We start from the raw sequence: 26,757 nt of genomic DNA, 5'->3' as shown, positions 1-26,757 counted from the left end.
CCGCTCGGAGTTCAGTCCATCTACCGTACGCTTAACAGGCAGACCTCGCCCTCTGCCGAACCGACGGCCAGCATGTTGCCCTGAGGACTCCAGGCCAGCCGGGTCAGCGGATTTTTCAGGATACAAAGATCCTTCATTATGCCTTCGGGGATATTCCACAGGATCAACATTCCATCCTGCCCGACCGTGGCGAGAACATCCCGCTTCGGATGAAACCTGAGGTCGGCGATGCGGTCGATGTGGCGGCTGAGCACAAAGGGCTCCCGATTGGCCGGACCCGGTCCCGAGAAATTCCACAGCACCGCCTCACGGTCCGCGCCGCTGGCCAGATATCGGGATGAGGCATCCCAGTTCAATAGGCTGATCTTGCCGGGATAGCCCGACATGCCGACGTTCTTGGCGGTCTTTACATTCCAAACCAACAGGCTGGCATCCTGGCAGCCGGCAGCGAGGTGTTCGTCGTTCGGCGAAAGGCTCAGGGAGAGAAACGAGCCTTTCCACTGGAAATGCTTTTTCGCTTGCACGGCGTCTATCCGCCACAGCTTGACCCCGCCGTAACACGCGGTGGCCAATCGGCGTCCGTCGCGCAGCCAGGCCAAGCCCGTCACCGTGCTGGCATGATCGCCGTAGACTCGACACAATTCGCCGTCATTCTTCCACAGCTTCACGAACTTGCCGGCCGCCGAGGAGAGGAGATCGCCGCGCGGCGACCAGGCCACGTGTTCCACCCAGCCGCTGCCGCCATCCAGTACCATGGCCTCTGCACCGGTACCGGCATCCCACACCCGCGCCTTGCCGTCCTGTCCGCCGCTGGCGAGCCAACGTCCGTCGCAGGACCAGTCCAGCGCCAGCGTTCCCAGGCCGTGACCGGGCAGTTCATGAACGACCCCGCCGGTTTCTCCCACGAGCAGCAGGATCGGACCGCCGGCCGATGCCGCTGCCAGCGTAGATCCATCAGGCGACCAGGCCAGAGCGGTGATGTAATCGTCGCCCACGACCCGCCATTGCGGCTCGATCAGCTCGAACGGTGCTTTCTCATTCAAGCCAGACATTGCCGAAATCCCTCGTTCAAAGCGTGCCGGTCCAGATTGCGGCCGATGAACACCAGCTGGTTGCGGCGCGGCTCGTCGCCCCAGGGTTTATCGGCCTGCATGTTGAACAGCATATGCACGGCATGGAACACCAGCTTCTTTTCCATGCCTTTCAGGCTGACGATGCCTTTGGTGCGGAAGATATCCGCCCCTTTTTCCCGGAGCAGCTCGCCGATCCAGTTGTTGAAGCGGCTGTAGTCCAGATCGCCGGGCTCGCTGATGCCCACCGACGTCACGTCATCGTCATGTGTGTGCCCGGCCTCCCATTCACGGGTCATCACCGGTTCGACCCCTCGATCCCCGCGCAGGAAGGTCATGCCGAACTCATCGGGATGATGCTGGGTGAAGCAGGCGTAATGCCCGTCCCGCTCGACCGAAACCCGAATTTGCTTTATGCCGCCGGCGCTCAGATCCAGCTCGTGCAGGCATTCCTCCGTTAGGCCGGCATCGGGCGCGAGCCGCTTGGGAGGGTCCGAGAACAACCGGACCATGCGCTCTTGCAGACCCATGAGGCAACTGTCGCTGGCATCGGCCACCGGCAGCCAAATCAAGCGGATGGCGGGATCGGGGCCGTCTTGGATAATCCAGCGGTAATCCCCGGCGGCGAGATGGAACAGCCCGGCCCATTCGAAGGGATATTCCGGATCCAGGAAACCGGGCTTGACCGTCAGCGCCCGATCGAGGTCGAACCCGCCGACGTCCAGTACCTCGGCCAGATCCACCTGGCCGTTCACCGTACGATGGATTCGGGCCATGGCATTCATGCCCCGCACCCGCTTTTCCAGGGCGGCCAGCTCCGGTTCCGAGACCAGGTCGGCCTTGTTGAGGAGAATCACGTCGGCGAAGGCGATTTGTTCCTTGATCTCCTCGCTGTCTTCGATATGCAAGTGCACATGTTTGGCGTCCACCACGGTGATCACGCCGTCCAGCCGGAGCTGCGAGGCGATTTCCTCGTCGACGAAGAAGGTCTGGGCCACCGGGGCGGGGTCGGCAATCCCCGTGGTCTCGATCAGGATGGCGTCGAACTTGTCGCGCCTCCGCATCAGATTGCCGAGGATGCGGATCAGGTCGCCCCGGACCGTACAACAGATACAACCATTATTCATCTCGAAAATTTCTTCATCGGCATCGATGACCAGGGCATTGTCGATGCCGATTTCGCCGAACTCGTTTTCGATCACGGCGATGCGTTTGCCGTGGTTTTCGCTCAGGATTCGGTTCAAGAGGGTCGTTTTGCCTGCACCCAGGAAACCTGTCAGCACGGTGACGGGGATGCGGTTCGAAGTGATGGCGGTCATGTCATGGCTCCGTTTTGTTGGGGAGATGAGTGGTGTAGATCGCGATCGATCCGCGCATAGGCAGAATGGTTGTGGATGGATTCGAAGTTCTCCGCTTCGACCGTGTAGGCCAGGATGCGGGGCTCCGCGTCCATCCGGGCGGCCACGTCGCGCACCATGTCCTCGACGAACTTGGGATGGTCGTAGGCGTATTCGGTGACATACTTCTCGTCGGGACGCTTGAGCAGTCCGAAGATCGGGGAGGAGGCTTCGGCCTCCACCCACTCGATCAATTCTTCGATCCACACGAAATCAGCGGTCGTCACGGTCACGGTGACGTGAGAGCGCTGATTGTGGGCGCCCCGTTCGGCAATCGTCTTGGAACAGGGACAGAGGCTGGTGACCGGCACCGCGACCCGGATTCGGGTCGTGACTTCGCCTTCGGCGATTTCGCCGACCAGGGCCACTTCGTAGTCCATCAAGCTGCGCACGCCGGTGACCGGCGCCGCCTTTTCGACGAAATACGGAAACCGCATTTCGATGTAGCCGGACTGGGCTTCCAGTCGCCGAATCATCTCGGCCAGCATGTCGCCGAAGGACTCCACGCCGATTTCGCGTTCGTAACCGTTGAGTATCTCCACGAAGCGGGACATGTGGGTGCCCTTGAAGCCGTGGGGCAGGTTCACGTACATGTCGAAGCGGGCGATGGTGTGCTGCTCGCCCTGGCTGAGGTCCCGGACCCGCACCGGATGCAGGATGTCCTTGATCCCGACCCTGTCGATGGCGATGCGGCGGGAGTCGGCCCGGCCCTGCACGTCTTCGATGCCGATCGGAGCGCTCATCGATCCTCCTCCGTATAGCGGACGCACGACGTGTCGGTTTCCCACAAGGTCACGGCGCTGACCCGGGCGAATTCCCCGTCGATCCGTTCGGCGAGCCGGCGGTAAAACCAGCCGGCCAGGTTCTCCGCCGTCGGATTGATCCGGTCGAACGGCTCGATCTCGTTGAGATAGCGGTGGTCCAGGCTGTCGGCAAGCGTTCGGGCTTCCGCCTTGATGGTCTTGAAATCCAGGGCGATGCCCAGCGCGTCCAGGATGCGCGCGGAGACCTCCACCTCCAGCTTCCAGTTATGCCCGTGCAGGCGGCGGCGATCGCCGGGATAATCGCGGAGCGAGTGCGCGGACGAGAACTGGACCTGCACGCGAAGCCTATAAAGGCTGCGTTTGCCTGAGGCGGCCGCGGCGAGGGACGAGTCGTTGCTATGGATGTCCATGGGTTGCGATAGGATCGTTAGTCAATGCAGGCGGATCGCATCCGGAACCGCGATGCCACCCACGGCCGCCATCAGTTCCTCGGCGAGTTCGTGAACGGCGCCTGCGGCGATGAAGACCAGGCGTCCGAGCCCGTCGTCGGATGCTCGGGCCGGCAAGGGAACCGGCGGATACAACCGGCCCGTCGCGGCTTGCACGATGACGGGCTCGGACCGGTCGGACAGGCGAACCACTCCCTTCACCCGCACCAGACGGGAACGATGCTGGGCCAAAAGGTCTTCCAGCACGGTTTGCAGGCGCGGCCAGGGAATCGGCGCGCTCAGGTAGAGGGACACGCTGCGGAAACCGTGATCGGGCAACTCCTGGCCCTGTGGCAGTCGGCGATTATCGGGAGCCACCGGCGCCAGAACGGTTTCCGGATCGATGACTCCCTGTACTGCGACCAGCCTGGGCGTGGCCGGCGCGAGTTCGTCCAGCCGGACAGCCAAGCGCACCATCTCCTCCGCGTTTGCCTGATCGGTGTGGGTGAGCACCAGGACATCCGCCCAAGCCACCTGGGCGCGGGCTTCGGGAAAACGGCCCAATTGTTCTTCGGCTGCCGGTACTGACACCATCGCGATCACCGCTTGCAGATGGTAGCGGGATGCCAGCCAGCGGTCCCGCAGCAGCGTGTCCAGAACGGGTTCGGGGCTGGCGACGCCGCTCGCCTCGATGACGATCCGGTCGAACCGCGGCGAGCGGGGATTCTCCCAGGCCAGCCGGAGGTTTTTGAGCACCGGCGCCAAGGCGCCCCGCATCTGGCAGCACAAACAACCGCCGGACCGATTGTGTCGCCATTTTTTGCAAAACCTTTTGGGACTTCCGAGTCACCAAAAGGAGCAAAAACTTGGCGACAAGTTATTGCCTGCGGCGCCCCGGACGCCCTGCGTTCGACCGGTCCCGACCCGACAAGGGGTCGGAACCTGGCTCCACAATGGCTCGACGCCCGGTCGCGATGCCTTGTGGATGGCCTACGACCGTTGCTAACGCAACGACCTTCGGCCATCCACCCGGCGCTCGGGCTTCCGGGGACTACTCGACTCGCTCGCATTCGCATCGCTCCATGTCTCGCAGCGAGGGTCATGAGCGGGATGTCCTGACGCTCGATCAGGGCCTGGTCCACCGGGGTGGAGCCGAACTCGTTGATCAGCACCGCCGTACGCGGTCCCTGATCCAGCAAACGATTCAGCAGCGTGGTCTTGCCGCTGCCGAGAAAGCCCGTCAGAACGATGACGGGAAGCGGGGTTTTGGGGCTTAGCGACATGTTTGCACCGGTGCTGGCCGGTTCGAAACGGGAACCGCCCGAAAACGTTCCGCATCCTTGAGGGCGAAGTCCACGTCGTTCACTTTGAAGTGATCGAGGGACAGGCTGTGGAAGCGGTCGAAATGAACTTTGACGGATCGCTCGATGCGGCGGTCGTATCCGGGTTGAATCACCTGCGCCGTCCCGTGGACGCGCTCGACCACTTCGCCGTCCCGCACCACCACGCGCCCGTTTTTCAACACCAGCGCGGCGTCGGCGAACATGGCGCGCCGGTCGGGTTGCGGCCGATAAACGGCGATGTCGGCGACGGCGCCGGGGGCGAGATGGCCGCGGTCGCCAAGACCCAGCAAACGTGCCGGGGCGGCACGGGTCATGATCGCGATTTCAGGGAGCGAAAACTCCCGCTTCAGCTCCGGCAAGAGGGTCAGCGCCAAGGCTTCCTGATTAAGCCGTGCCATGCAGGACTGGCGATAGTCGGCGTCCATGAGCAGGCGGATCAGTTCCGGATAGGCGGTGAAGGGCGCGCCGTTGGGATGATCGGTGGTGAAGAACACCCGCCAGGGATCTTCCGCCAGCAGGAAGATTTCCAGGCCGATGGCCCACTGTAAGGTGTTGACGAAGCTTTTTTCCCGGTAGCGGTAGGGCACGATGCCGCCCGCACCGTCACATTCGGCGTCCCACATCACCCATTTGCCGGGGCTGGCATCGTCCCGGCGGCTGTATTGAGCGGTGACATCACCGGAAATCGTCACGGTCCGGCCGAACAGTACCTGGCCGACGTCCATCGTGATATTCGGATGGCGGCGGAAGGCTTCCATCAGGCGCGCCGCGCCCGAGGAAAAGCCTTTGGCGCCCTCCTGTCCGTAGCCGTAGAACTGGATGTGCGCCAAGTGCATGGGCAAGCCTTGCGCGGCTTCCATGGTGGCGACGGCGGTGTCCACGTTGCCCGGCATCCCCAGGTTGTTGCAGTGGACATGGACGGGATGCGGAATGCCCAGATCGCACACCGCACGCTGCAGGGCTTGCAGGATATGCCGGGAACTCACGCCGTAGAACGGCACCACATCATCCAGATCAAAACACCGCACATTCCATTTGAAGGCATTGGCCCCGCCGGCGTTGATGACCTTCAGGCCCAGGCAGCGGGTGGCGTTCAAGGTCCAGGCCACGTAATCGTCGACTTGCGCCTGGCTGGCCTTGTCGCGCAGCAGCCGCAACAGGAAATCGTCGCTGCCGAGGATGGCCAGGCCGGCCGTGTCGATGATCGGAATATCCGCCATTTGTAAGTGGGCATCCAGGGCGTTGGCCGGCAACACCGCCGGTTCGACCACGGTGGTGTAGCCCATTCGGGCGTAGCGGTAGCCGGTGTCCGTGCTCGACCATTTAGCCGTGCTGAACGGGTGGCCGAACCGTCGGGCCATGACATTGCGGTGCTGTTCCGGCAGCAGCACGCGGGCGGTGTTGACGTTGCCGCCCGCAATGTGGCTGTGGATGTCGATGGCCCCGGCCATGACGATATGTCCGGAGATGTCGTGAACCGTGTCGACTCGCGCGCCGGGACCGGGGTCGGAGACGATAAGGCCGTCCCGCACGAACAAGTCGCGGATTTCTCCCGCGAGCCCTTGGGTTGGGTCGTAGATCTCGCCGCCCGCCAATTTGATCAGCATGGTTCGGCGCTCACAGCAGATCCAGGGTCAATAGGAGACGGCGCGGTTCCGCCGGCGTCGGCTTGGGCGAGCGGTGCACCAGCCCGTGGCCCTTGTTGCCCTCCCACTTGCCGCCTTTCATCAGCCCGACCGCATAGGGCGGCATGGCGTGGATCGCGGTTTCATCCAGAATCAGCCCGGACTCCTCGTCGGGCAACCCTTGCGCACCGGGTCCCAGCTTGGTCCGGTCCACGCAGTCATCCGGCAGCCACTGGGTGCCGACGCCGCCGTAGGTGCAGACCAGACGAGCGGGCACATGATCGACGTGGAAGCGCGGACACATGGGCCTGGCCAGGGTGCGAAGGCGGAGGCCCGCCCGCTCGGATTCGAACAAGTCGCAATAGGCGCCGGTCAAGCGGGCGACATCGCGCCACCAGTCGTCATGCCCCGAAATGTGCTTGCACTCCGGCAACAGCGAGCCGAAATCGAAATGCTCGAAACGAATTTCTTCGGCCAGTTCGATTTCAATCGGGCTTCGCAGGAGTTCGGTAACAAACCTCCGAAGCGGCTCCTCGGGTTGCCGGTGAATCAGGCACAGGCTCACCCCGGGCTCGTAGATGCGGGCGAGGTCGGCCAGATCGTTCGACTGGACGGCGAAAGAAACGTTTTGAGCGGGTTCGATCCGGTGGGCGGATGCGGTCATGGAACCTCCTTATCCGGGTAACAACAGGTTTTCGAAAACGACGATGCCTTGCATGAAGCCGATCCCGAGGCCGAAGGTGGTCGCTTGTCCGACCAGGCCGGGCAGGGTGGGAATTTCGTGCAGGGCGGGAATCAGGTCGGAGCCGGCGATATAGATGAAACCGCCGGCGGCGAGGGGCAGCAGCAGGATCAGGGAGGACTCGGCCGCCTGACCCAGGGCCAGGGTGAAAACGACGCCAGCCATTACCGTCAGCGAGCAATAAAAGTTGTAGAGCACGGCCTGCCGCGGAGTGTAGCCGCCGTAGACCAAGGCGCCCACGTCGCCTAATTCCTGGGGGACTTCATGGGCCACGATGGCGAAGGTGGTGGTGAAGCCGAGGATCGGATCGGCCAGGAAGCTGCCGGCAATCAGGATGCCGTCGACGAAGTTGTGGATGGCATCGCCGATCAGGTTCATTCTGGCCAGGGGCCGAATATCTTCGGAGCCGGTATCGAGCGCGAAACGATGGTCATGGCGCCAGCGCACCGCTTTCTCCAGCAGGAAAAAGACGAATACGCCGACGAGGGCGGTCATGCAGACCGTCGACACCGAGCCGTGGCGCGCGGCCGCATCGGGAATCAGATGGATGAAGGCATCGCCCAGCAATACGCCCACCGCCAGGGAGACCAGATTGGGCACTATGGCCGCCAGCCGTTCCGGCTTTATCCACAGGACGAACAACCCGCTGAACGAGACCAGGCTGACCGTTAGTCCCGCGGCCAAGGCATAGATTGCGGTGACCCAGTCGTTCACGCGTCCGCCTCGTCCTGAGGCCACGCCGGGAAACGGTCTTCGCAGGCTCGCCAGACCTCGGAGCCGACGTCAGCCACCGTGACCAGCGTAGCGGATCGCGCCATGGCGGAGAGGCTTGCGCCGTCCTCGCCGCGAAAGGTGAATGCCGCGTCGGTGGGCAACGGTCCTGCGATACCTGCGGACCGATCACACGCATTCTTGTGTTTCATTCTGCGGGCCTCCATGCCCCCGAATTCGCTCCGGGCGAATTTGTCGATCGCCGGGTAGCCGAAGCGCCTCTCGTGCGGCAGTCGTCCGACCTCGCGTCGGTCGTTGACGATCACCGCCACCAGGCGCTTTTCCCGATTGGACAGAAGGTGATTGAGCAGGGTTGTCTTGCCAGGTCGAGCGAAACCCGACGATACGGTAACGAGCAGTTTGCGCGGCAAGTGATCCGAGTTGGCTGTACGCATCGACGACTGAAGAGTCATATAAAATGTTATAGCGTTACATTATTTGGAAATGAGGCGCACGTTACTCCGTTGGTTCCGGGACTTAAGGGCTTGTTTGCGTCAACAGCTGAAACGATCGCCGCTTTCCACGCAGCTGTTCGGCGGGGATGGCCCGGTTGCGACAGCCAGCGTGGTAGGTATGGGAGGATGAAACAGTTCCATGGGCGGCGAAACAGGGGTTGACATCATGGATCGATCACGTCCTGCCCAGATCAATGATGTGACTATATAACATAACTTATCTGGGCCGCAAGCTCATGGATCTATGTTGCGGCTACTGGCCGGCGTCAAGGCGGATGTCATCCTCGGATGACTCCGCCGAGGAGGGCCTCTGCATTCTTGAGTAGCCTGGGCCAGGAGTCACTGCTGGCCTCGACCGTGACATGAACCAGCTCCTGGTGAACGCGTAATAGCCCTCTGAAGTACTCCGGGTGAATATCCTCTTCCATGGCCAGGTTGCCGATGCAAGCGAACTTGCCTTTGCCGACGCGCCAAATGTGAAGATCGCAAATTTCGGCCTGGATCGGGCTTGCTTCTATGATCGCGCGGATTTCCGCCGTCACCGGGGCGTCCATTTCGCCATCGAGCACCGGACGGGTGGGCTCCTCGGGTTTTTGGCCGCAGGCGACCGCTAGCATCGCCGTTCCGACCCATACGATCCACGCTGAGATGGGGACCCGGCCCTTCAGTGATGCGTTCATCAGAGACCTCCCGTCTCATCGTTCGGGAGGAGTTCGTAGCTGACGACCCGGTGGACCGGATCCACCTGGAGGCGAAAGGCCGGCCCACCGAGGACCCGCAAGGCGTCCTGCACGGTGAGCGGTCCGAGATGGCGCTGGACATCGGGAACCGTCAGATTCAGCAGAACCTGCGCCTTTGGGCCGTGTTCATCGGGATCGGCAAGCCGATACCCGGAATGCCGCAACAGATACTCCGCCGCGTCCCTGACCGTAAAAATGTCCCGCGGGAGGCGGACATCGATGACCATGAGAAGCGGATTGACCTGTTCGGCGCTGGGCCTCGCCGTCACCACCGAGTAGCGCCCGGTTTGGACCCGGATCGGTTCGAGGGTCTTCACCGGACGGTTCCCGGAGACTGCCGGATTCACTTGGGTGTCAGAACGATTCGCTACCGGTTTTGCAGGTGGTCCGGACGGACGCTTCGTGTGTCCGGCACAGCCGGATAACATCAGGATGAGCGCCAGGATCGGAAGCAGTATGGGGTAGGGGAGCTGTCGCATCGGCGGTCCGTATCGATGATGTGGCGCCGATGGTGCAAGCATTATCCGGTGGACTCAAACGGAAACCGTTCATCGATTTGTGGGCGGTTTGGCTACAGGCGTTTCCATATTCCAATTCCATTTGTTGGAGGACGGGTACCCTTTCCATTCAAGCCCTGTCCGGTCCTTTTTCCCTTCTTTTCCGGACCTTTTGGCTCTTTACCGTTTGTTTTGTCGAACATCCTATTGGTCGGTAAGGTGTGATTGTATTTTCAAGATGGGTGAAGCCTATGCCTATTTCGGTCAGACTCGATCCGGCGTTGGAGGCGCGGCTGGATCAGGAAGTCCGGCGCCTCGGCGTCACCAAGTCGGAATTCGTCAAGGATGCGCTTGAGCGGGTTTTAGGGCTCAAGAGCCCGGCAAGCCTGTTGCAACAGGTCAGGAGCGGCACTCCGACGGGCGTTCCAGCGTGTCGGAAGACGTCTCAGCCAAAGTGAAGGCCAAGTTGCGCGCGAAGCGTTCTGATTGATGCCGGTCCGCCAGTGTACCTTTTGCGGTGAGCGAAGCGCGTTTTCAGGAATGACTGGTTATCGGCAACTTGTGGTCGCACAACATCTGTCCCCACATTGAAATTCTTTTCGGTGCCACATTTGAAGAATCGCTAAAAAGCCTTCGCGAGAGTCAACGGGATCCAGTTAAAGCCTCGGATCGACCGGTTCCGACTCCAGCGCCAGCACGCCGAACACGCATTCGTGTACCCGCCTTAGCGGCTCTCCTGCGACGAAGCGTTCTAAAGCCTCCAGCCCCAATGCAAACTCCCGGACGGCCAGCGCCCGTTTGCCGGACAGGGCGCGTCTGCGTAGCCGCTGGAGATTGGCCGGTTGGGTATATTCCGGACCATAGATAATGCGCAGGTAATCCCGGCTGCGGCATTTCAGTGCCGGCTGAACCGGTTTGCCGGAAAGCTTCGGTATGAAGTCCACCGGTTTGACGACGATGCCTTCGCCCCCTTCATCGGTGAGTCCGAGCCACCAGTCCTCCAGACCTGCACGGGCAGCGTCGTCGCTCAGATCGATGATCCGGAACGGCGTGGCGAGCAGGAAGCCGTCGCCATGCCGGGAGAGGCGATGTAAAGTTTCCATGTGCCAGACATGGGTGCGGTCGGCGTGTACTTTGCCTTCGGAGGCGAGCAGATGGAAGGGCGCGAGGCGAATGTCGTCCAGCGAATGGGCATGCCAGCAGCAGCGCCGGTAGGCATCGACGAAACGCTGGGCATCGCGGGCTCGTTCGGTATAGCGGTCTCGTAACGCCGAAATGTCGAGGCCCCGCGTTTCGGCGGCGGCGATCCATTCCTGGGCCGGACGCAACATCGCCTTACTGGCGGCCCCTACGGCACCGTATTGCCGGGTCAGCAATTCCTTGGCTTTGAGCGACCACGGCATCAGTTCGCAATCGAGAATGAACCAGTCGGTCTGGAACTCTTCCCAGAATCCTGCAGCGCTCAAGGCTTCGCCCAGACGATCGAGTACCCTCTTTTCCAAGTCGGGCTCGTTGAAGAAGCGCCGCCCGGTGCGGGTGTAAACGATACCCCGGCCTTCGCCGGCCACTCCGAAACGGCGCAAGACCGCCGCTTCATCCCGGGCAATCGCGACGACAGCACGGGAACCCATGTGCTTCTCCTCGCACACGACGGAACCGACACCGGCCTTACGATAATAGTCCAATGCCTCGCGCGGATGTTCCAGGAAGCCGTCGAGTTCGCTGGTCTCCGAGGGAGACATGGTGGGCGGCAGATAGACCAGCCAACGCGGGTCCGCCGCGAAGCGGGTCATGACTTCCAACGCCGCCGCGGCGTTTTCGGGGCGAATCGTAACGGTATGTCCTAACCGCGGATGGAGAATGCGTTTGCCGGACACGTCGGCGTAATCGAGCAAATCGTCAGCCGCCTGTTGCAGTGAAAGTGTTTCGGTCTGAGCCGAAAGCAGCGGGCGAACCGGTTCGTAGTAGGTGGCCATCGCCGGCGCGGCGACCAGTTCGTTTTCCGGCCAGCGCAGCGCCGTCAGTTCGCCGCCGAACACGCACCCGGTGTCCAGGCACAAGGTGTTGTTGAACCATTCGGCGCGCGGTACCGGTGTATGCCCGTACACCACGGCGGCACGTCCGCGGTAATCGGCTGCCCAGTTGTAACGGACGGGTAGTCCATATTCGTCGGTTTCGCCGGTGGTCTCGCCGTACAGGGCGAACTCGCGAACCTTGCCGGACCCACGGCCGTGCATGGTTTCGGGAAGACCGGCGTGGGCAACCGCCAGCTTGCCCCCGTCAAATACGTAATGGCTGACCAGGCCGTCCAGGAATTTTGCGACCGTGTCCCGGAATTCCGGAGTTTCGCTTTCCAGTTGTGCCAGCGATTCAGCCAGGCCATGGGTCTTCTGGACCTGACGGCCGCGCAACGCCCTGGCCAGCTTCAAGTCGTGATTGCCGACTACGCAGTAGCCGTTGCCGTTTTCCACCGCCCCCATCGCCAACCGCAATACGTCGGGGATGTTGGGGCCGCGATCCACCAGATCTCCGACAAAAACCAGCTTGCGTCCTTGCGGATGAAATACGGCGATATTGTCGCCGTCGCGGCGCACTTCGTAACCCAAGCGGGTGAGCAGCTGCACCAGTTCGTCGTAACAGCCATGCACGTCGCCGATGATGTCGAACGGTCCCGTCTCGGTCTTGCGGTTGTTCCACAGGGGTTGACGGTGAATCTCCACGCTGTCGGCCTCTTCCGGAGTGCGCAGCCGGTACACGTAGCGGAAGCCTTCCCGTTCCAATCCGCGCAGCGAGCGGTTCAGGGCGGCGGCCTGATTGCGGACGACGTGGGGACCGAACGACCGGTCCGGCCGTTCGGCGTTGCGCTCATGGCAGACATGCTCCTGCATGTCCATGACGATGGCCACGGGCAAGCAGTGGTATTCCCTAGCGAGCACCACCAGGGGCTTGCGATCCTCGGCCCGGACGTTGGTGGCGTCCACGACCGCGAGACGTCCCCTTTTCAGGCGTTTGCCGACCACGTAATGAAGGATGTCGAAGGCATCGCCGGTCGCCGACTGGTCGTTTTCATCGTCGGCCACCAAACCCCGGCAGTAATCCGATGAAATCACCTCGGTGGACAGAAAATGCTTCCGGGCGAAGGTGGATTTGCCGGATCCGCTTGGACCGATCAACACCACCAGGGACAATTCGGGAAGCGTGATCTTCATGCCGCCTCCCGCTCGAACACAGCCATTTGCGTCGGTGCACCCAACTCGGGGTCGATCTCGCCGATAGGTTGGAAACGCACTTGATAGCCATGATGGTCGGCCACGCGCCGGCCCCAGGACTGGAACTCCGTCGGCGTCCACTCGAACCGATGGTCGTGATGGCGCAATCGTCCCGCCGGGAGGGTTTCGTAGCGGATGTTGTATTCCACGTTAGGCGTGGTCACGATGGCGATGCGCGGCCGGGCACAGCCGAACAGCACTTTCTCGAAAGCTGCCAGACGCCCCAAGTCCAAGTGCTCGATCACTTCGATGGCCAAGGCGGCATCGAACCCTTCGATGCGCGCATCTCGGTAAGTCAGCCCGCCGTGAAGCAGCGTAATCCGATCCCGTACCCGCGGCGGCAACCGGTCCAGGTTCAGACGCTTCGCGGCGATTTCCAACGCGCGGATCGACACGTCGAGGCCGACCAGTCGGCCGATGCGACTGTCCTTCAACAACCGGGATAGCAACTTCGCCTCGCCACATCCCAAATCGACCACGGACTCTGCTTCGGCAGCATGCAGAACCTCCAACACGGCGCGAATACGAGCCTCATTGAGGGACAGGGGGGACTCGACCGCCGCCTCTTCCGAAGTGATGAAGGCCATATCGTTCACCGCCATATTTCCAACCTCCGTGACCGGACCATTCGGTTCGATGCCGTCGTCCTCTTCGGGCACATCGAGTCGGGAAAGGGCTTCCAGAGCCAGGCTGCGCTGGTGACGCAGATAGCGGCGGGCGATCAGTTCCTTCTCCGGGTGCGTGGCCAGCCAGCTTGCACCATGGCGCAGCAGTTTTTCCAGCTCATCCTGACCGACCCAGTAATGCTTCGTGTCGTCCAGGACCGGCAGCAGCACATACAAATGCGACAGGACGTTCTTGACGGTCGTGCAGGCGGCAAGGGTCAGCGCCACATAAGGACTGTCCCCCCACTCCGGGAAATGTTCGTCGAGGGGCAATCGGGTCGCTTCCGCCTCATAGCCGAGCGGCTCGAATAGAGCGTGAATCAATCCGGTTTCTCCCCGGACCGATACGGCAGGCAGCTTTACATTCAGCGATAACCGTTGCTCCACCAGGTTCGGCCGGGCATTGCAGCGGCCCTGCAAGGCCGAGGAATACACCTCGCCGATGGCCACCGACAGGAATGAAGAAGCGGTATAGGGGCGATCGTTGACGTATTGGTCCAGCAGCCCGCGGCTTGCCTGCGTCTTGCCCCGCACCAGCTCCACCGGATCGACCGCCACCAACAAGCACGCGGTGCAGCGGTCGGGTGATGCCTCTGGATAAAACACGTGGGCCTCGCCGAAGCTGAGGGAAAACGTCTGCACCCTGTCCGGATGCTTATGCAGCAGAAATCCCAGATCCGTTGCGGGCGACTGGGTGTTGGTGAGGGTCAGGAGCATGAAGAGCTTCCATGGTGAGGGGCATGATCACATCCATCAGGGCGGAAGCAGAAAACGTCGACGCCAAAATCGACCGTATCATCCGTGTAACGATGGAGTCAGCGATTTGAGTTTAGCACGCGAAAGTGCAGAACGAGGTTTCACGGGGGGGGCGACAGATTAAGGGCCACTTGAAAGGCAGGTATGCCTTTTACAACTGTCACTCAGATTTGGATCGTTGAGGTCCGACCTTGACCAAATTTACAATTCGAACAGGGCTTCATGAAGTCGACATTCTAGCTGGCTGATGCTCAAACGCGAACGGTAGAAATGGCCGTTAAGCAATCATTGGGCGCGCTATATATCTGTCCGGCGGCAGTTCGGCCGAAGCAGCCATTCGGCTCGCTCAATACCGCTTATTCATGAGCGTCCGCTTCCTTTGAGGCCGAGCGAGTGCTTCGTGCCAACCCCTGCGGTTCGACGATACGTGGACCCAATGGCGGCTTCCGAGCGGTCATAGGTATCCGCGCACCATTGGGCAAGTCCTCGGCCGAAAGCGAGCGTTCGGCGCAAATTGGCAGGGACGTGGGCCGTGAGCCTCAAAGTGCCGCGAGCATTTCCACCAAAGCTCTGAGCCCGATCACTTCAACATCCGCCTTGATGGGATAGCGGTCGCTACCTCCATACACGACAATACGTCGATCCGGCCGCAGATCATCGCAGGCGATCTGGAAGCCTTTTTCCAACTTTGGAGACAGACCTCGCTTGATTTCGATAGCCCACAGGCCTTGGCCCGGCATCTCCAGTAGCAGATCGATCTCGGCGCCGACGGCGGTGCGGTAAAAGCTTGGCAGTGTTTGCTCCGGTGCAGCCGCGAGCAGATTTTCGATGACAAAACCTTCCCAACTCGCGCCAACAGCGGGATGGCCACTGAGCGCGTTATAGTCCGTCAACCCCAGCAGGGCATGGGCTATGCCGCTGTCTCGAAGATACACCTTTGGGGACTTGACCAGGCGTTTGCCGAGATTGGCGTGGAACGGCCGCAGGCGGCGGATCAGTAACAGATCGACCAGTAAATCGATGTAGCGTGTTACGGTTTGCGCGCTGATCATCAGGGAGGTGGCAAGGCGCGAGGCATTCAACAGGTCGCCCTGCTCATAGGCCAACATCGTCCACAGGCGCTCGAGGGTCTCCGCCGGTACCCGTGGACCGAATAGCGGAATTTCCCGCTCCAGATAGGAACGGATGAAATCCCTGCGCCAACGCAAGCTTTTCCGATCGTCCGCCGCGAGAAAGCTGTTGGGAAATCCACCCCGCACCCATAACCGAGCGACGTCTTCGCCATTGCCGGCCGAGGTTTCCAGAATATCGAATGGCCCCATATTGACGTAAGCGATCCGGCCCGCCAAGCTCTCGCCGGATTGGCGGAGCAAGCTCAGGGAGGCAGACCCCAGAATCAGGAAGCGCCCGGTTCGATAGCCGCTGCGGCGTCCCTCATCGATCAGTCCGCGCAGGCTCTGGAACAAATCCGGCATTCGATGGATCTCGTCCAGAACAACCATGCGGTCCCGGACGTTTCGCAGGAATAATTCCGGATCGGTCAGTTTGGCGCGGTCTTCCCGTGACTCCAGATCCAGGTAGACGGAAGGACGCTCCTGCGCCAGGGTCAAGGCCAAGGTGGTCTTGCCGACCTGGCGGGGGCCTATCAAGGCGACGGCGGCCTGGTCGCTCAGGGCTTCTCTTACGATGGGCAGAATACGGCGAGCAATCATCCTTGCATATTATCCATCATGTGGATGATATACAAGGATTGATAAATTATTGGCGAGCCATGATCTGACGAGATCAGTTGGATCGAAGCCGCTTTCTAGTCCCCAACAACTCAAACTCGCCTCCTACGACCGGTTCTTTCCCAACCGGGACACCATGCCGAAAGGCGGCTTCGGCAACAATACCTCGATCCTGGTGCATCGCAATGAACTGAAAATCGCGTCGGCGCCCGCCTCGATAGAGCCAAGCATGAGTTCAGATGGATTTCCGATAGCCACCGAAGTGCCCTATACGGCCAGAAACAGAGGTTGCTCTCACCGTCTGAAATTTGGCCTCAACGACCATTCGTCTTGACCGATACCGGTCGTTCACGAATGTCCCCTTCCTTCAAACTCGAGCGAGCAGTACGCGCCCTTAGGATACAGTCGAGTAAATTTCTTGAGAGACCGTGTATGGACCGGAAATTAAAGGGAAACCCGCCGCTTACGCTGTGGAGTGCCCAACTTTGCCGAATAGTCCCCTTTGTACTTGTAGGCACAAGATGGCCGCGGTTATGGCTAGCATCCAACGTCCACCCATTTCGTTAAAGATCATCCACGTCAACGTCAGGGGTTCATTGCGCACCACATGGGCCTGCTGCGCCATGTCCTGAAGCTGGATTTCCAGCGTTCCCAGCAATACAAAAGGGCCCGTGAGGCCGACGACGAATATCGATGTCGGCACGCCCAATACCAGCAACACTGCGCGTTCGACCCAGCGCCGCGTGGGCCAGGCCATCAGAATGGACCCTTCGATGACCACCGGGACCAGGGTATGCATCAGATGGGTTCCCGTCGTCAGCTCTAAGCCCGCCGGAATCTGCTGGCCGCCTCCCAGAGGCAGCGGCTGCAACAGCCAGGCCTCGAGCTGGATGAGAACATCGTAATTGTCCGCGACCAGTTTGAGCGACGGCGCGTATTCGGGGGCAACCGACAGGATGACGAACCGGAACAGCGGCAACATCAGTTCCGCCAAGGGTGCGCTGACGTAGATTCCCAAGGCCGACAATCCGAGCCAGGCCGCCACGGCTTTCGCGGAGAGCTTGAGCCAATCAGCGCGGTGCATCGGCGGATCGCAAGGCGCCCGCTGCCCACCCGGCGAAGAACAGGCAACCGATCACGATGATCAAGGTCGGCGCGAGATAGGTGTGGATCAACTGGAACCAGTCGCGATAATGGGCGATGACGAAATACAGCCCGCTGATCCGGATCAGGTTGAGGGCGTACATCAACGAAACGCCCAAGCCGATCCCGATCCATTTGCGCGTGATCGTCGAAGGGAAAGCCAATATGGCCGAGATCAGCAGAAACAACGCGCCCGCGCCGTCGCAGCCGCGGACGATTTCCAGGTCGGCCTGTGGTGACACCAGCCGATTCTGAACCGCCGACACCCGTTCCATGGGCGCGAGCAGATTGATCAGGTCCGCGCAAAGCGTACCCAACCCCCGGTGATACAACTCTCTGAACACGTCATCGGGTATCTGGAAATAGGCATAGTGAAATGCTCCATACCATCCGAGGAAGAGCAACAGTTGAAGCCACCCGGGCGTATACATTGAACGTTCGTGAGACCGAAGCGTTGTCATGGCAAGACTCTAAGAAGAAATGGATCGGGAGCCTGAATGGCGTCGCAGATGTCACCGGCGAACTGGCACTCCGCAGGGGTGGAATCATCGATGCGGTTGCGTAAAGCCAGCAAATGCTGGATCCACATCGGGATTGCCCAGAACAGAGTGTTGTAGAGGCTCGTCCGATGGCTCAAGGTTAACGCCGTCCGGTTAGTTGCTTTAATACGGCGATGGACGCTATCGAACTCACACCTGCGTGAATTTCCTCCGCTTTAATACACCCTCGATAACCGATACAACGTAGCTAGATCGGGTTGTATTATCAGCACGGCACCGGTTTAACAGTTCGATTGCCATATCAGCTGCTTCTTTGCCTTGGCTTAACGAAAAAAGCGCCATTGCTGGTTCAAGGTAATCTGGATATCGCTTGAGCAATACTCGACATTCGTCCAGCTCAAATGCATCACCCCGATCAGCCCAGGCAATATACCTCGTCCAAAATAACACCTCGGGGCGCTCGGGGAATCGCTCCCTTGCTATGTTTAGAAGCTGAGCCAGGCGAGTGCCCGCATTTGCAATGAAGGGCTGAGACAGCCGATGAGCCAAAGAAAACCCATAGTCGGTTGACTGCCAATAAAGCACTAAAAGATTTACTATTGCGACTAAATCATTGGCATCGTGAGCTAACGCGCTTTCGTATTCATCCGCAGCTCGTTCAATCTGCCCGTTCCGATCCGCCTCTAGTGCTTTAGACAAAGTCATCGGAGTGCTCCAGCAGGGGTTATGCCCGCGTTCTTAACCAACGTAGAGCTTATCTACCAAAGCCTCAAGCTTTTTACCGTCTTGATTCAGATCGTAGTTCTCATCGTAACCGCAGACATCAAGCTTATCGTTACATCTATCCCTTAATTCGTCTGCTTGCTCCTCACTTACTGCCCCTCCTTCCACCGACAGTTGCTCTAATACTTGACGCAATTCAGGTGTTAGTTCGAGCGTTGCAAGCATATATCGAACATCTTCGCAGCTTAGCGAAATCATGGGGAACTCTCTAACTGACTTCTTAGTCGAGCAGCTTTGCTCGTAGATGTTGGATTAACAGATATTATTTTTCCTGTCTGTGGGTTGACAACAACTTCACCCATCTCACCTATAAACCGTTGACTTTGCCGACCTAGTTGATCGATTTTCACATCACCGATCTTCAATGGGTTTTTCAATGCATCCAAGATTCCCTGTGGCGAAACCCCTGCTCGGTCACTACCATTTCCTATTGCACGATCAACCCCATGTCCTGTAAAGCCCTCTACCTTCAATCCAGTCTTAGCTACTATCCCCTTTGCCAGCCCGTTAAGTAAATTGCCAACCTTACTTGTCGGTAAGGCAAAGCCAATCGCAATGTCCAACGCCTCCTGTTGAAACTGAACGATTTGGGCTTGCGATATGCGCGCTCCTTCAGTGGGACTGAGTCCGCTCGGATCCACCAAGGTAATCGGATTCCCCCCCGACATAGGCATACAGGTTCAGTCCGCCCTCGAAGCCGATGGGGTCTTCCGAGATGAACCGCCCGACACTGGCATCGTAATACCGCGCCCGCATGTAGTACAGGTTCTGGCCCTCGGCCATCACCCCGACCTGGCCGGCGTATTGGAACGGCTGTGGAACCGTTTCGGTCTGCGCCATCAGCCGGCCGTAGGGGTCGTAGGCGTAGGTGTTGACCGTCTCTTGGCTGGCGTCGGTGAGCGCCACGGTGTGCCCGGTGCCGTCGAAGTGGTAGACGTAAAGGGCGTTGGTTTGGGCCTCGATCAGCGCCGTCAGACCCAGCCCATAGATGTAATACCGGGTGATCTGGTTGCTGGCGTTGGCTTCGGCCAAAAGATTGCCCACCGCGTCGTAGACGTATTTCGTGACGGTGCCATTCCTTGTTGCCTTGATCCGATTGCCGATCCCGTCGTAGGTGTAAGCTTGTGGTACCTCGGGCCGATCAGGTGGTAAAAGCCGTAGCTGTCCTGTAAGCCGCCGCCGATGATCATCTCGGGGTTGTGGTTAGTTCTGTATAACGCGTTGGCTACGGCATGCGGTCGTTTTTAGGGGCTGTATTTTTGGTCTTTGGCCTAATTGTTTGCAAGCCATATAAACCAAAAGCTACTACGGCAAAATAGGCAATAAATCTCTGAAAATTGACAGACCCACAATCCTTAGTGCCAACAAAAATCCAAGATATATCATTAGGGAAGAAGCCGTCCAAGTACTCGGTAAGTTCGCTTTCACTAAATAACCTAATCTTATTTCTAGTTGGATTCGGCTGATCTATTATGGCGTATTCAACTGAAGGATGACTTGTCGCGACTTTGACATAAACCCTGGCGGGATCATAGCTATATGCCAGAATTCTGTTCACTCTTACTTCCTCCCCGTTTAGAGTTTTCAACTTATACTCAGATGGAGAGGGCAGTCGTGGATCCCGCGGAGACAATCCTAAATATGGAGTAAGCAATCCAAAGCCGTCAGAATCTACAAGCCAAATAACCCCGTTTTCCCAATCAGGTTTAACGCCATATGGTAGCGCCGGCACGGGCGAATATGACCACGTTAAACCACAATATGCCGCCCGATTTTCTAGCGAGACGATATAGCCAAGTAGCGCAATAATGCCTATAAAATAAAATCTTGCAATCTTTCCTGAAAAAAAAACGCAACCGAACAGTGCAAAGCTGATTATGATTGCGATTACTAGATAGAAAATTATCATCGTCTCTACTTATATGGATTTTTGTAGGTATCCTGCCAGGAAAACGGGACATAGGCGTATGGGGTTCCAAACTCCCCACGAGGACCAGCTCCATCGGATGAGAATTGCGTAGGATCCCAAAAACCATCTCTAACGCCCGCTGTAAAAGTTGTGGTGCAGGAATTGCCGCTACATACGGTATTATAATCTACGGGCGTTTTTCCTACGTGATATACCGACCATGTCATATCAACCTGATAGTTCCCAGATAAACTAGAAGTTGCTCCTGTTTGTATCCTGTTCAAACGGTAAAGTTGCTCAGGGCTATTTTTTATTAGCGTTTGGGTATTCTGCCCTAAATCGGCCGGGGCTCCGTTTCCAGTTAGGTAGTAACTAAGAGCCTCGAAAGTATTGTCAACTGTGACAAGCCCAGTCGGATCCACCAGGCTGATCGGATTCCCCCCGACATAGGCATACAGGTTGAGTCCGCCGTCGAAGCCGATGGGGTCTTCCGAGATAAACCGCCCAACACTGGCATCGTAATACCGCGCCCGCATGTAGTACAGGTTCTGGCCCTCGGCCATCACCCCGACCTGCCCCGCGTACTGGAACGGCTGAGGAACGGTCTCGGTCGTCGCCATCAAGCGGCCGTAAGGATCGTAGGCATAGGTGTTGACCGTCTGTTGGCTGGCGTTGGTCAGCGCCACCGTGTGCCCGGTGCCGTCGAAGTGATAGACGTAAAGGGCGTTGGTTTGGGCGTCGACCAGCGCGGCGAGCCCCAGGCCGTGGATGTAGTACCGTTTGATGGTGTTGCTTTGGTCGGCTTCGGCGAGGAGATTGCCCGCGGCGTCGTAGACGTATTTCGTGACGGTGCCGTTCCGCGTCGCCCGGATCCGGTTGCCGACCCCGTCGTAGGTGTAGCTCGTGGTGCCGCGGCCGGTCAGGCGCTGGGCGGGGTCGAAGCTGAAGGTGGTCGCGCCGTTGCTTTGCAGCTGGCCCTCAAAGTCGTAGCTGTAGGGGGTGGCGGCGCCGTCGAGCTGGGTGCCGGTCAGCCGGGTCTTCGGCGTGTTGTAGCTGTAGGTCCGGGTGAGATTGATGAGCTGTTCCGGGAGCCTGGGTTCGGTCACCAGGGCCTTCGTGCGGTTGCCGTTGGCGTCGAGGGTGTATTGGTATTGAGCCAGGGTCTGGCCGTTGGCGGTGTGGGTCAGCTGGGTCAGGCGGTCGGCAGCGTCGTAGCCGTAGGTCGTCTGGCTGCCGTTGAAACGGCTGACTTGGGTCAGCCGGCCGGCGGCATCGTAGGTGTAGCTTTCGGTCTGGTTGAGCCCGTCGAGGGTGACGGTCTGCAGCCGGTTCAGGGCATCGTAGGTGTAGCTCACGGTCTGGTTGCCGGGATAGGTGAGCCGGGTGAGGTTGCCGGCGTCGTCGTAACCGTACCGGACCTCGAAGCCGTTGGGATCGGTGTGGGCGGTGAGGCGGCCGGCGGCATCATAGGTGTTGCTGGTCGTCCCGCTCGGATCGGTCATGCCGGTCAGGCGGTCCAGCGCGTCATAGGTGAAGCTGACCGTCTGGTTGCCGGGGTAGACGATCTGGGCGAGCTGGCCGCTTGGGGTGTAGCTCGTCGTGACGGTATCGCCGTTGCGGTCGGTGTGGCTATTGAGACGCCCGGCGTTGTCGTACCCCGAGGTGTTGAGCTTCCCTAAGGGATCGGTGCGCTGGATGAGCAGACTCCGTTTGTCGTACTGGAATTGGGTGACGGCCCCGGCCGGGTCGGTGAGGCTTAAGAGCCGGCCGATGGCGTCGTACTGGGTGGCGACAGCAGGATGCGTGCCGGTCTTCGCGGTGGCCGGATGGCCGTTGCCGTCGTAGGTGTAGTGGGTGACGGCGTTCTTGGCGTCGGTGCGGCTTTGTACCAAGCCGGCCGCGGTATAGGCCGTAGTAGTCTCTTGGCCCAAGGCGTTGCGCGCGGCGATGGGGTGGTGCTCGGCGTCATAGTCGATCTCGGCCGCGTGGCCCAGGGCGTCGGTGACCCGGATCAGGCGCTGCTGGGCATCGTAGGTGAAGCCGGTGGCCTGGTTCAGGGCGTTGACGGACTGGACCCGGTTGTGCTGGCCGTCGTAGCCGTGCTGGGTGACCTGGCCCAGGGGATCGGTCTGTTGGACGACGTGAGCCTGGCCGTCGTATTGGGTCCTCGCGATCTGGCCCAGGGCGTTTTCGACGGCGATCGTGCGGCCGGTGTCGTCGTAGGTGTAGGTGGTGCGATGGCCCTCGGGGTCTTCCTCCGACGATGACAGGCCGGTGTAGTGGAGTTTGTACAGCGCGGAGCCGGTCTGCCGCGGAGAGGTCTGCTGGATGACCCGGTGGTGGTCGTCGTAGACGTTGCTGACGATGACGCTGTTGACCGGATCGGTCACCGTCACAATCTGGTGATTGGCGTCATAGCCGTATTGCCACAGCTGGTTCTCGGCATCGCGGAATTGGGTCAGGTCGTCGCCGGTGTAGCTGTAGCTGACGCTCCGGCCCTGGTTGTCGGCCACCTGGGTGAGCCGGCCGTTCGTGTAGGTCAGGGTCAAGGTGCGGTTGTAAGCGTCCTTGACCTGGGTCAGCCGATCGTTGCCGTCATAGGTGAAGCTTAAGGTATTGCCGTCGACGTCGGTCAGCCGCTGGATTCGGTTTTGAGCGTCGAAGGCCAGCACGGTGCCGAAGCGCTCCCTGAGTTCAAAGGTGCCGTCGGCCAGCTGGACCAGCTGGGTGGTGACGCCCGGCGGCGCCACGTAGCTGCCGTCCGGCAGCTGCCGGTAGCTCAAGGATCGGTCGCCGAGACGCACGCTGACGCTGGTGTCCAAGAGTTGATCGGTGGCCCACTGCGCGACCAGGGCGCCAACGGTCCAGGCTTGAAGACTCGGCTGGGTGGGCGCCATCAGGTCGCGGGTCACAACCGCGGCGACGATGAGGGCGGCGGCATCCCGGGGGCTCCTGAGGCCCAGGGCAGTCTTGACGTCGCTGTGCCGGCTGAGGCGGAGATGATAGCCGTGGGTCCAGCCACGGCCGAGGCCGGCGCTCGCCTGATTGACCTGCTGGCTGTTGTAGTAGCGGGCCAGGCTCAGGCCGCGCGCGCCTGCACCGCCCAGGCGGAGATCCGCGGCCTGGTTGAGGTAGGCGCCCGAGCCCAGATCGACCGGATCGGCGCCCTTGGGGGTCGGGACGTTCCCCGGCGGCACCTGCACCGGGGCGTAACTCGCCTGCGCCGCCGGCGTGCTCACGGGCCCCAGAAAGGAGCCGTAGCCGCCCTGCAGGCCGCCGCCGATGATCATCCCGAGGCTCCGCTGGCTGCCACTCACGCGGTAATCGATGTAGCCCTTGCCGTGCCAGGCGTTGAGCGCCACCTGGCCGTTTTGCGGCAGAATCAGCGTGGCGCCGGCGTTGACGGCCGTTTGCAGGTCGGCGAGATCGTTGGCGCTGTAGCCGCTCAGTTGGCCTTGAATACTGCCGAAATTGCCGCTGTTGGCCAGAAAGAACTTCTGCCCGCTCTGGTTGTTGAGGGCGAAGATCTTGACCGTGGACAGGGCCGCCTGCGCGGCGCCCTGCGATTGCTCCAGCACGCCGTGTTCCAGCGCGCTGGCGATCAGGCCGGATGCCTGGAAGGCGCCCGATACGGCGGTGCTGCTTTGCGGCAGGACCGGGGAGAACTGGGCCTTGACGTCTATGAAGTAGCCGTCCTCCTGGCCGACGATGCCGAAGCGGTGATGCTGAAGGATCCGGTGGTCGCTCACGGCGCCGAGCAGATCGGACGCCAGCTGGGTCTGCTGCATCCAGCCGAGGCCGATGACGTTGAGGGTTTCCGAGAGCACCTCGCGCGAGCCGTTCGCCGCCCCGTGCAGGGTGAGCTGGTCGAGGTAGCGTTGCCGCTCGGCCAAAAGGCTGCTGTCGCGGTCGCCGCCGAAGGCCGAGGCCAGCACGTAGGCGCCGGTCCGTTTCAACGTGAAGGTCGCGCATTGGTCCGCGAAACGGGCACCCGTGAAGCACGGGTTGCTGACGCTGGCGCTGTAGGGGTGGTCGACGGTCAGGGTCAGATGGGTCAGGTCGCCGGAGGGCGTGCCCTCGGACAGCAGCAGGGTGTCGTCGAGATACAGCTCGGCCACGGGGGTACTGACCACGGCGCCGGTCAAGGCCACGGTCTGCGAGCCGATGGAATTCCCCTGGTAGGTATAGTTGAAGGTCAGGCTGGCATTCTTGCGGCCCGCGCTCTGGCCGACGCCGGTGAACTTGACCTTGACCTGGACGCTGCCGTTGGCCGGAATGTTCTGCGTGCCGCCGCCCGAAACGAATTGGAAGGCGCCGGCGCCGGTGCCGGTGATCGTGCTGGTGACCTGGATGACCACCGAATTGGGATTGCCGGGCGTCCAGGTAAACGTCGGCCCGTCCTGGCCCGGCGCCACCGTGCCGAAATCGGTCGCGCCGGCCGGCGGCGGATCGATCGTGGCACTGTCGCCGGCATAGCTGAGACTCAGTTTTTTCCCGGCGATCTCGGGGATGTTCAGCGTCGTATCGAGGCCGCCGTGTTGCAGGCGGACGGTGTGGATGTAGCCGGAGGGAATGTCGGTCCAGGCGGCTTGAGTCGGGGTGCCGGGAAACGGCAGCGCAGCCGGCAGGCTGGCGCTGTCGTCCGGGAGGATGCCCAAACCGCCGGCGATGTCGCGGACCCGCGCATTAGGGTAGTTTTGCTGGAGCTGCGCGGCCAGTTGCGTGGTCAGCGTATTCAGCGCGTTGTCGAGGGCGCCGGCATCGAGGCTCTGGATGGAATGGCTGCCGGTGATGCCGCCGGCCGCGCTCAGTAACGCCGCCGGGTCGTAGCCCATGGCGGCCGCCAGATCGATGCCCGCCAGCTTGTCGCTCGGTTTGAACGCCGGGTCCAGGGCGACCGTGTTGCCGTTGATCGTCGCCACCACCCAGACCCGATCCAGCGTGAAGCTGGTCCCGTGGTTGACGGCCGGAATGCCGCCGGTGGCGATCATCGTGCCGATCACACCGGCATTGGCCTCGGTGCCCAGCCAATGGGCCAGGTCCAGGCCATCGGCGGCCGACACCGGGATGGTCATGCTGCCGTACTGGAACTGGGCGGTGAACCCGGCGGCCCGGAGCAGCGCCACCAGCAGGGCGGCCTGGTCGAAATCGTTGCCGCTGCGTTCCTTCAGCGTGAGGTAGGGGCCTTTCAGCGCGCCGTAATACGGCACGTAGGCGAAATGATTGCGGACGAACTGGTAAATGCGGCGCGGATCGTTGTCCAGGGCCGCCGCCAGCTGGCTGAACTCGGTGGCGGCCGGCACCAGGCCCTCCGCCGCCGCGGTGATCTCCGCGGCCGCGCGGGGCGCGGCGGTCGCGCCCAATAGGTGTTGCCGCTCAGCCTGCCGGTCGCGCTCCTGCGCCAGGGTCTGTTCGCGTTTTGCGACCACGCGTTCGGCCGATTCCGGCGAGACGAGCTTGGCGCGCTGGTCGATCCAGCCCTCGGGCGCGGCGAAAGGCTCTGCCGAGACCAGCCCAGCCAATGTGACGAACGCCACGAACGGCACCCAGAGGGCCATCGGGGCCACCCCGCTTCTTCTTGTTTCCGGCTTCATGTCAAAGGCCCCGGTTTTTCTGGTTCAGTCGGGCGGCGATGCGCCACAGCGCCACGGCCATCAGGAGCAAACCCTCGGCCGGCACCGCGGGCACGCTCGCATGGGCGGTGCCCGAGTTTTGCTGGTTTTGCAAGGGATCGGTATTGCCCTGATATTCAGCCAGGTTGGTGATCCCGTCGCCGTCGGCATCCTGCGCCGCATCGGCGGGATCGAGCGGGTTGAAACCGTACTGCGCTTCCCAGGCGTCGGGCATGCCGTCGCCGTCGTCGTCCGGGTCGGCGAAGTTGGCGATCAGATCGCCGTCGGTGTCCGGGCTGTTGCTGACCCCCTGGCTGGTAAAGTTGCCGGCCTCGTCGTACTGGAAGGCCAGCGCCGGGCCGTCGGACCGGGTTGCGCTCACGAGCCGGTTGAGGTCGTCATAGGCATAGTTGATTTCGACGGCACGAACGCTCGGCAAGGCCAGCCCTGACAGGAGACCCGCGCACAGCGCTAACCGAAGGTTCCGGTGGCGATCCGTGGACCGGCACTGGGGATTGAAGGCCAGGACGATTCGGTGAGATCGCCGTTCGGGCCCTG

Annotated in this window: 25 protein-coding genes and 1 pseudogene; 2 read left to right on the top strand and 24 right to left on the bottom strand. The window is 60.9% G+C overall.

The features are described 5' to 3' along the window. Positions 1 to 20: 20 nt before the first annotated feature. From ACWJJK_RS18765 to pilL2, 12 genes and pseudogenes are all read right to left on the bottom strand, one after another. Positions 21 to 1,052 (bottom strand): WD40 domain-containing protein, encoded by a 1,032-nt coding sequence (locus ACWJJK_RS18765; protein WP_077732429.1) that lies wholly within the window; start codon positions 1,050 to 1,052, stop codon positions 21 to 23. Next, positions 1,040 to 2,389 (bottom strand): CobW family GTP-binding protein, encoded by a 1,350-nt coding sequence (locus ACWJJK_RS18760; protein WP_077732430.1) that lies wholly within the window; start codon positions 2,387 to 2,389, stop codon positions 1,040 to 1,042. Before ACWJJK_RS18760 ends, ACWJJK_RS18765 begins: the two co-directional genes overlap by 13 nt. After that, positions 2,386 to 3,210, bottom strand: a complete 825-nt coding sequence (gene folE2 / locus ACWJJK_RS18755) for a GTP cyclohydrolase FolE2 (protein WP_077732431.1) — start codon at positions 3,208 to 3,210, stop codon at positions 2,386 to 2,388. Before folE2 ends, ACWJJK_RS18760 begins: the two co-directional genes overlap by 4 nt. Next, positions 3,207 to 3,641 carry a 6-carboxytetrahydropterin synthase QueD gene (gene queD / locus ACWJJK_RS18750; protein WP_454128369.1) on the bottom strand — a complete coding sequence of 145 codons (435 nt, stop codon included), beginning with the start codon at positions 3,639 to 3,641 and terminating at the stop codon, positions 3,207 to 3,209. The genes folE2 and queD overlap by 4 nt, the downstream gene beginning before the upstream one ends. A gap of 21 nt (positions 3,642 to 3,662) precedes the next feature. Beyond that, positions 3,663 to 4,448, bottom strand: a complete 786-nt coding sequence (locus ACWJJK_RS18745) for a CobW family GTP-binding protein (RefSeq protein WP_276205420.1) — start codon at positions 4,446 to 4,448, stop codon at positions 3,663 to 3,665. A gap of 362 nt (positions 4,449 to 4,810) precedes the next feature. Continuing rightward, positions 4,811 to 4,942 (bottom strand): annotated as a pseudogene (locus tag ACWJJK_RS18740) (GTP-binding protein); the annotation flags it as partial. Next, a complete protein-coding gene (locus tag ACWJJK_RS18735; RefSeq protein ID WP_077732435.1) occupies positions 4,933 to 6,609 on the bottom strand; it encodes a formylmethanofuran dehydrogenase subunit A in 1,677 nt (558 codons plus the stop codon). The gene ACWJJK_RS18735 and the pseudogene ACWJJK_RS18740, both read right to left, overlap by 10 nt. Positions 6,610 to 6,619: 10 nt before the next feature. Then, complete coding sequence (locus ACWJJK_RS18730) at positions 6,620 to 7,291, bottom strand: DUF1826 domain-containing protein (protein ID WP_077732436.1); 672 nt, start codon at positions 7,289 to 7,291, stop codon at positions 6,620 to 6,622. A gap of 9 nt (positions 7,292 to 7,300) precedes the next feature. After that, positions 7,301 to 8,083, bottom strand: a complete 783-nt coding sequence (locus ACWJJK_RS18725; protein WP_077732437.1) for a ZIP family metal transporter — start codon at positions 8,081 to 8,083, stop codon at positions 7,301 to 7,303. After that, on the bottom strand, positions 8,080 to 8,535 hold the full coding sequence (locus ACWJJK_RS18720) for a GTP-binding protein (protein ID WP_454128368.1): 456 nt from the start codon (positions 8,533 to 8,535) through the stop codon (positions 8,080 to 8,082). The genes ACWJJK_RS18725 and ACWJJK_RS18720 overlap by 4 nt, the downstream gene beginning before the upstream one ends. A 338-nt stretch (positions 8,536 to 8,873) precedes the next feature. Next, positions 8,874 to 9,275 (bottom strand): cation diffusion facilitator family transporter, encoded by a 402-nt coding sequence (locus tag ACWJJK_RS18715; protein WP_077732439.1) that lies wholly within the window; start codon positions 9,273 to 9,275, stop codon positions 8,874 to 8,876. Next, complete coding sequence (pilL2, locus tag ACWJJK_RS18710; RefSeq protein ID WP_454128367.1) at positions 9,275 to 9,814, bottom strand: PFGI-1 class ICE element type IV pilus protein PilL2; 540 nt, start codon at positions 9,812 to 9,814, stop codon at positions 9,275 to 9,277. Before pilL2 ends, ACWJJK_RS18715 begins: the two co-directional genes overlap by 1 nt. A 269-nt stretch (positions 9,815 to 10,083) precedes the next feature. Here pilL2 and ACWJJK_RS18705 point away from each other — a divergent pair, with 269 nt between their 5' ends. Further along, the gene (locus tag ACWJJK_RS18705; RefSeq protein WP_077732441.1) at positions 10,084 to 10,290 is read left to right on the top strand and encodes a ribbon-helix-helix protein, CopG family; all 207 of its coding nucleotides are present in this window, start codon (positions 10,084 to 10,086) and stop codon (positions 10,288 to 10,290) included. Between the two features lie 198 nt (positions 10,291 to 10,488). Here ACWJJK_RS18705 and ACWJJK_RS18700 read toward each other — a convergent pair whose 3' ends face one another. From ACWJJK_RS18700 to ACWJJK_RS18690, 3 genes are all read right to left on the bottom strand, one after another. Continuing rightward, positions 10,489 to 13,041 (bottom strand): polynucleotide kinase-phosphatase, encoded by a 2,553-nt coding sequence (locus ACWJJK_RS18700; RefSeq protein WP_156879689.1) that lies wholly within the window; start codon positions 13,039 to 13,041, stop codon positions 10,489 to 10,491. After that, positions 13,038 to 14,483: a 3' terminal RNA ribose 2'-O-methyltransferase Hen1 gene (locus ACWJJK_RS18695; protein WP_156879688.1), complete on the bottom strand. Its 1,446-nt coding sequence runs from the start codon at positions 14,481 to 14,483 to the stop codon at positions 13,038 to 13,040. Before ACWJJK_RS18695 ends, ACWJJK_RS18700 begins: the two co-directional genes overlap by 4 nt. Positions 14,484 to 15,061: 578 nt before the next feature. Then, positions 15,062 to 16,234: an ATP-binding protein gene (locus ACWJJK_RS18690; protein WP_077732626.1), complete on the bottom strand. Its 1,173-nt coding sequence runs from the start codon at positions 16,232 to 16,234 to the stop codon at positions 15,062 to 15,064. Positions 16,235 to 16,283: 49 nt separating this feature from the next. Between ACWJJK_RS18690 and ACWJJK_RS18685 the strand changes: the two genes are divergently transcribed. Beyond that, entirely contained in the window at positions 16,284 to 16,586 is a 303-nt protein-coding gene (locus tag ACWJJK_RS18685) for a TOTE conflict system archaeo-eukaryotic primase domain-containing protein (protein WP_454128366.1), read from the top strand. A gap of 129 nt (positions 16,587 to 16,715) precedes the next feature. On the opposite strand, the gene ACWJJK_RS18680 is transcribed toward ACWJJK_RS18685, so the two are convergent. The 9 genes from ACWJJK_RS18680 to ACWJJK_RS18640 form a co-directional block, all read right to left on the bottom strand. Further along, the gene (locus ACWJJK_RS18680) at positions 16,716 to 17,336 is read right to left on the bottom strand and encodes a hypothetical protein (RefSeq protein ID WP_454128365.1); all 621 of its coding nucleotides are present in this window, start codon (positions 17,334 to 17,336) and stop codon (positions 16,716 to 16,718) included. Next, the gene (gene xrtM / locus ACWJJK_RS18675; RefSeq protein ID WP_454128364.1) at positions 17,323 to 17,826 is read right to left on the bottom strand and encodes an exosortase family protein XrtM; all 504 of its coding nucleotides are present in this window, start codon (positions 17,824 to 17,826) and stop codon (positions 17,323 to 17,325) included. Before xrtM ends, ACWJJK_RS18680 begins: the two co-directional genes overlap by 14 nt. Positions 17,827 to 18,084: 258 nt before the next feature. Continuing rightward, positions 18,085 to 18,600, bottom strand: a complete 516-nt coding sequence (locus ACWJJK_RS18670; RefSeq protein ID WP_454128363.1) for a hypothetical protein — start codon at positions 18,598 to 18,600, stop codon at positions 18,085 to 18,087. A gap of 33 nt (positions 18,601 to 18,633) precedes the next feature. Continuing rightward, positions 18,634 to 18,876, bottom strand: a complete 243-nt coding sequence (locus tag ACWJJK_RS18665; RefSeq protein ID WP_139841071.1) for a hypothetical protein — start codon at positions 18,874 to 18,876, stop codon at positions 18,634 to 18,636. Continuing rightward, positions 18,873 to 19,241: a hypothetical protein gene (locus ACWJJK_RS18660; protein ID WP_139841072.1), complete on the bottom strand. Its 369-nt coding sequence runs from the start codon at positions 19,239 to 19,241 to the stop codon at positions 18,873 to 18,875. The genes ACWJJK_RS18665 and ACWJJK_RS18660 overlap by 4 nt, the downstream gene beginning before the upstream one ends. 49 nt (positions 19,242 to 19,290) lie before the next feature. Next, positions 19,291 to 19,722: an RHS repeat-associated core domain-containing protein gene (locus tag ACWJJK_RS18655; RefSeq protein ID WP_086134223.1), complete on the bottom strand. Its 432-nt coding sequence runs from the start codon at positions 19,720 to 19,722 to the stop codon at positions 19,291 to 19,293. A 181-nt stretch (positions 19,723 to 19,903) separates the two neighbouring features. After that, complete coding sequence (locus ACWJJK_RS18650; protein ID WP_454128362.1) at positions 19,904 to 20,587, bottom strand: hypothetical protein; 684 nt, start codon at positions 20,585 to 20,587, stop codon at positions 19,904 to 19,906. Positions 20,588 to 20,592: 5 nt separating this feature from the next. Beyond that, positions 20,593 to 26,181 (bottom strand): RHS repeat domain-containing protein, encoded by a 5,589-nt coding sequence (locus ACWJJK_RS18645; RefSeq protein WP_156879686.1) that lies wholly within the window; start codon positions 26,179 to 26,181, stop codon positions 20,593 to 20,595. A gap of 1 nt (position 26,182) precedes the next feature. Continuing rightward, on the bottom strand, positions 26,183 to 26,638 hold the full coding sequence (locus ACWJJK_RS18640; RefSeq protein WP_454128361.1) for an RHS repeat domain-containing protein: 456 nt from the start codon (positions 26,636 to 26,638) through the stop codon (positions 26,183 to 26,185). Positions 26,639 to 26,757: the final 119 nt, after the last annotated feature.

This window comes from Methylocaldum gracile (assembly GCF_053646815.1).
Note: the sequence above shows the minus strand (reverse complement) of the source record. Positions and strands in the feature narration are given on the sequence as shown.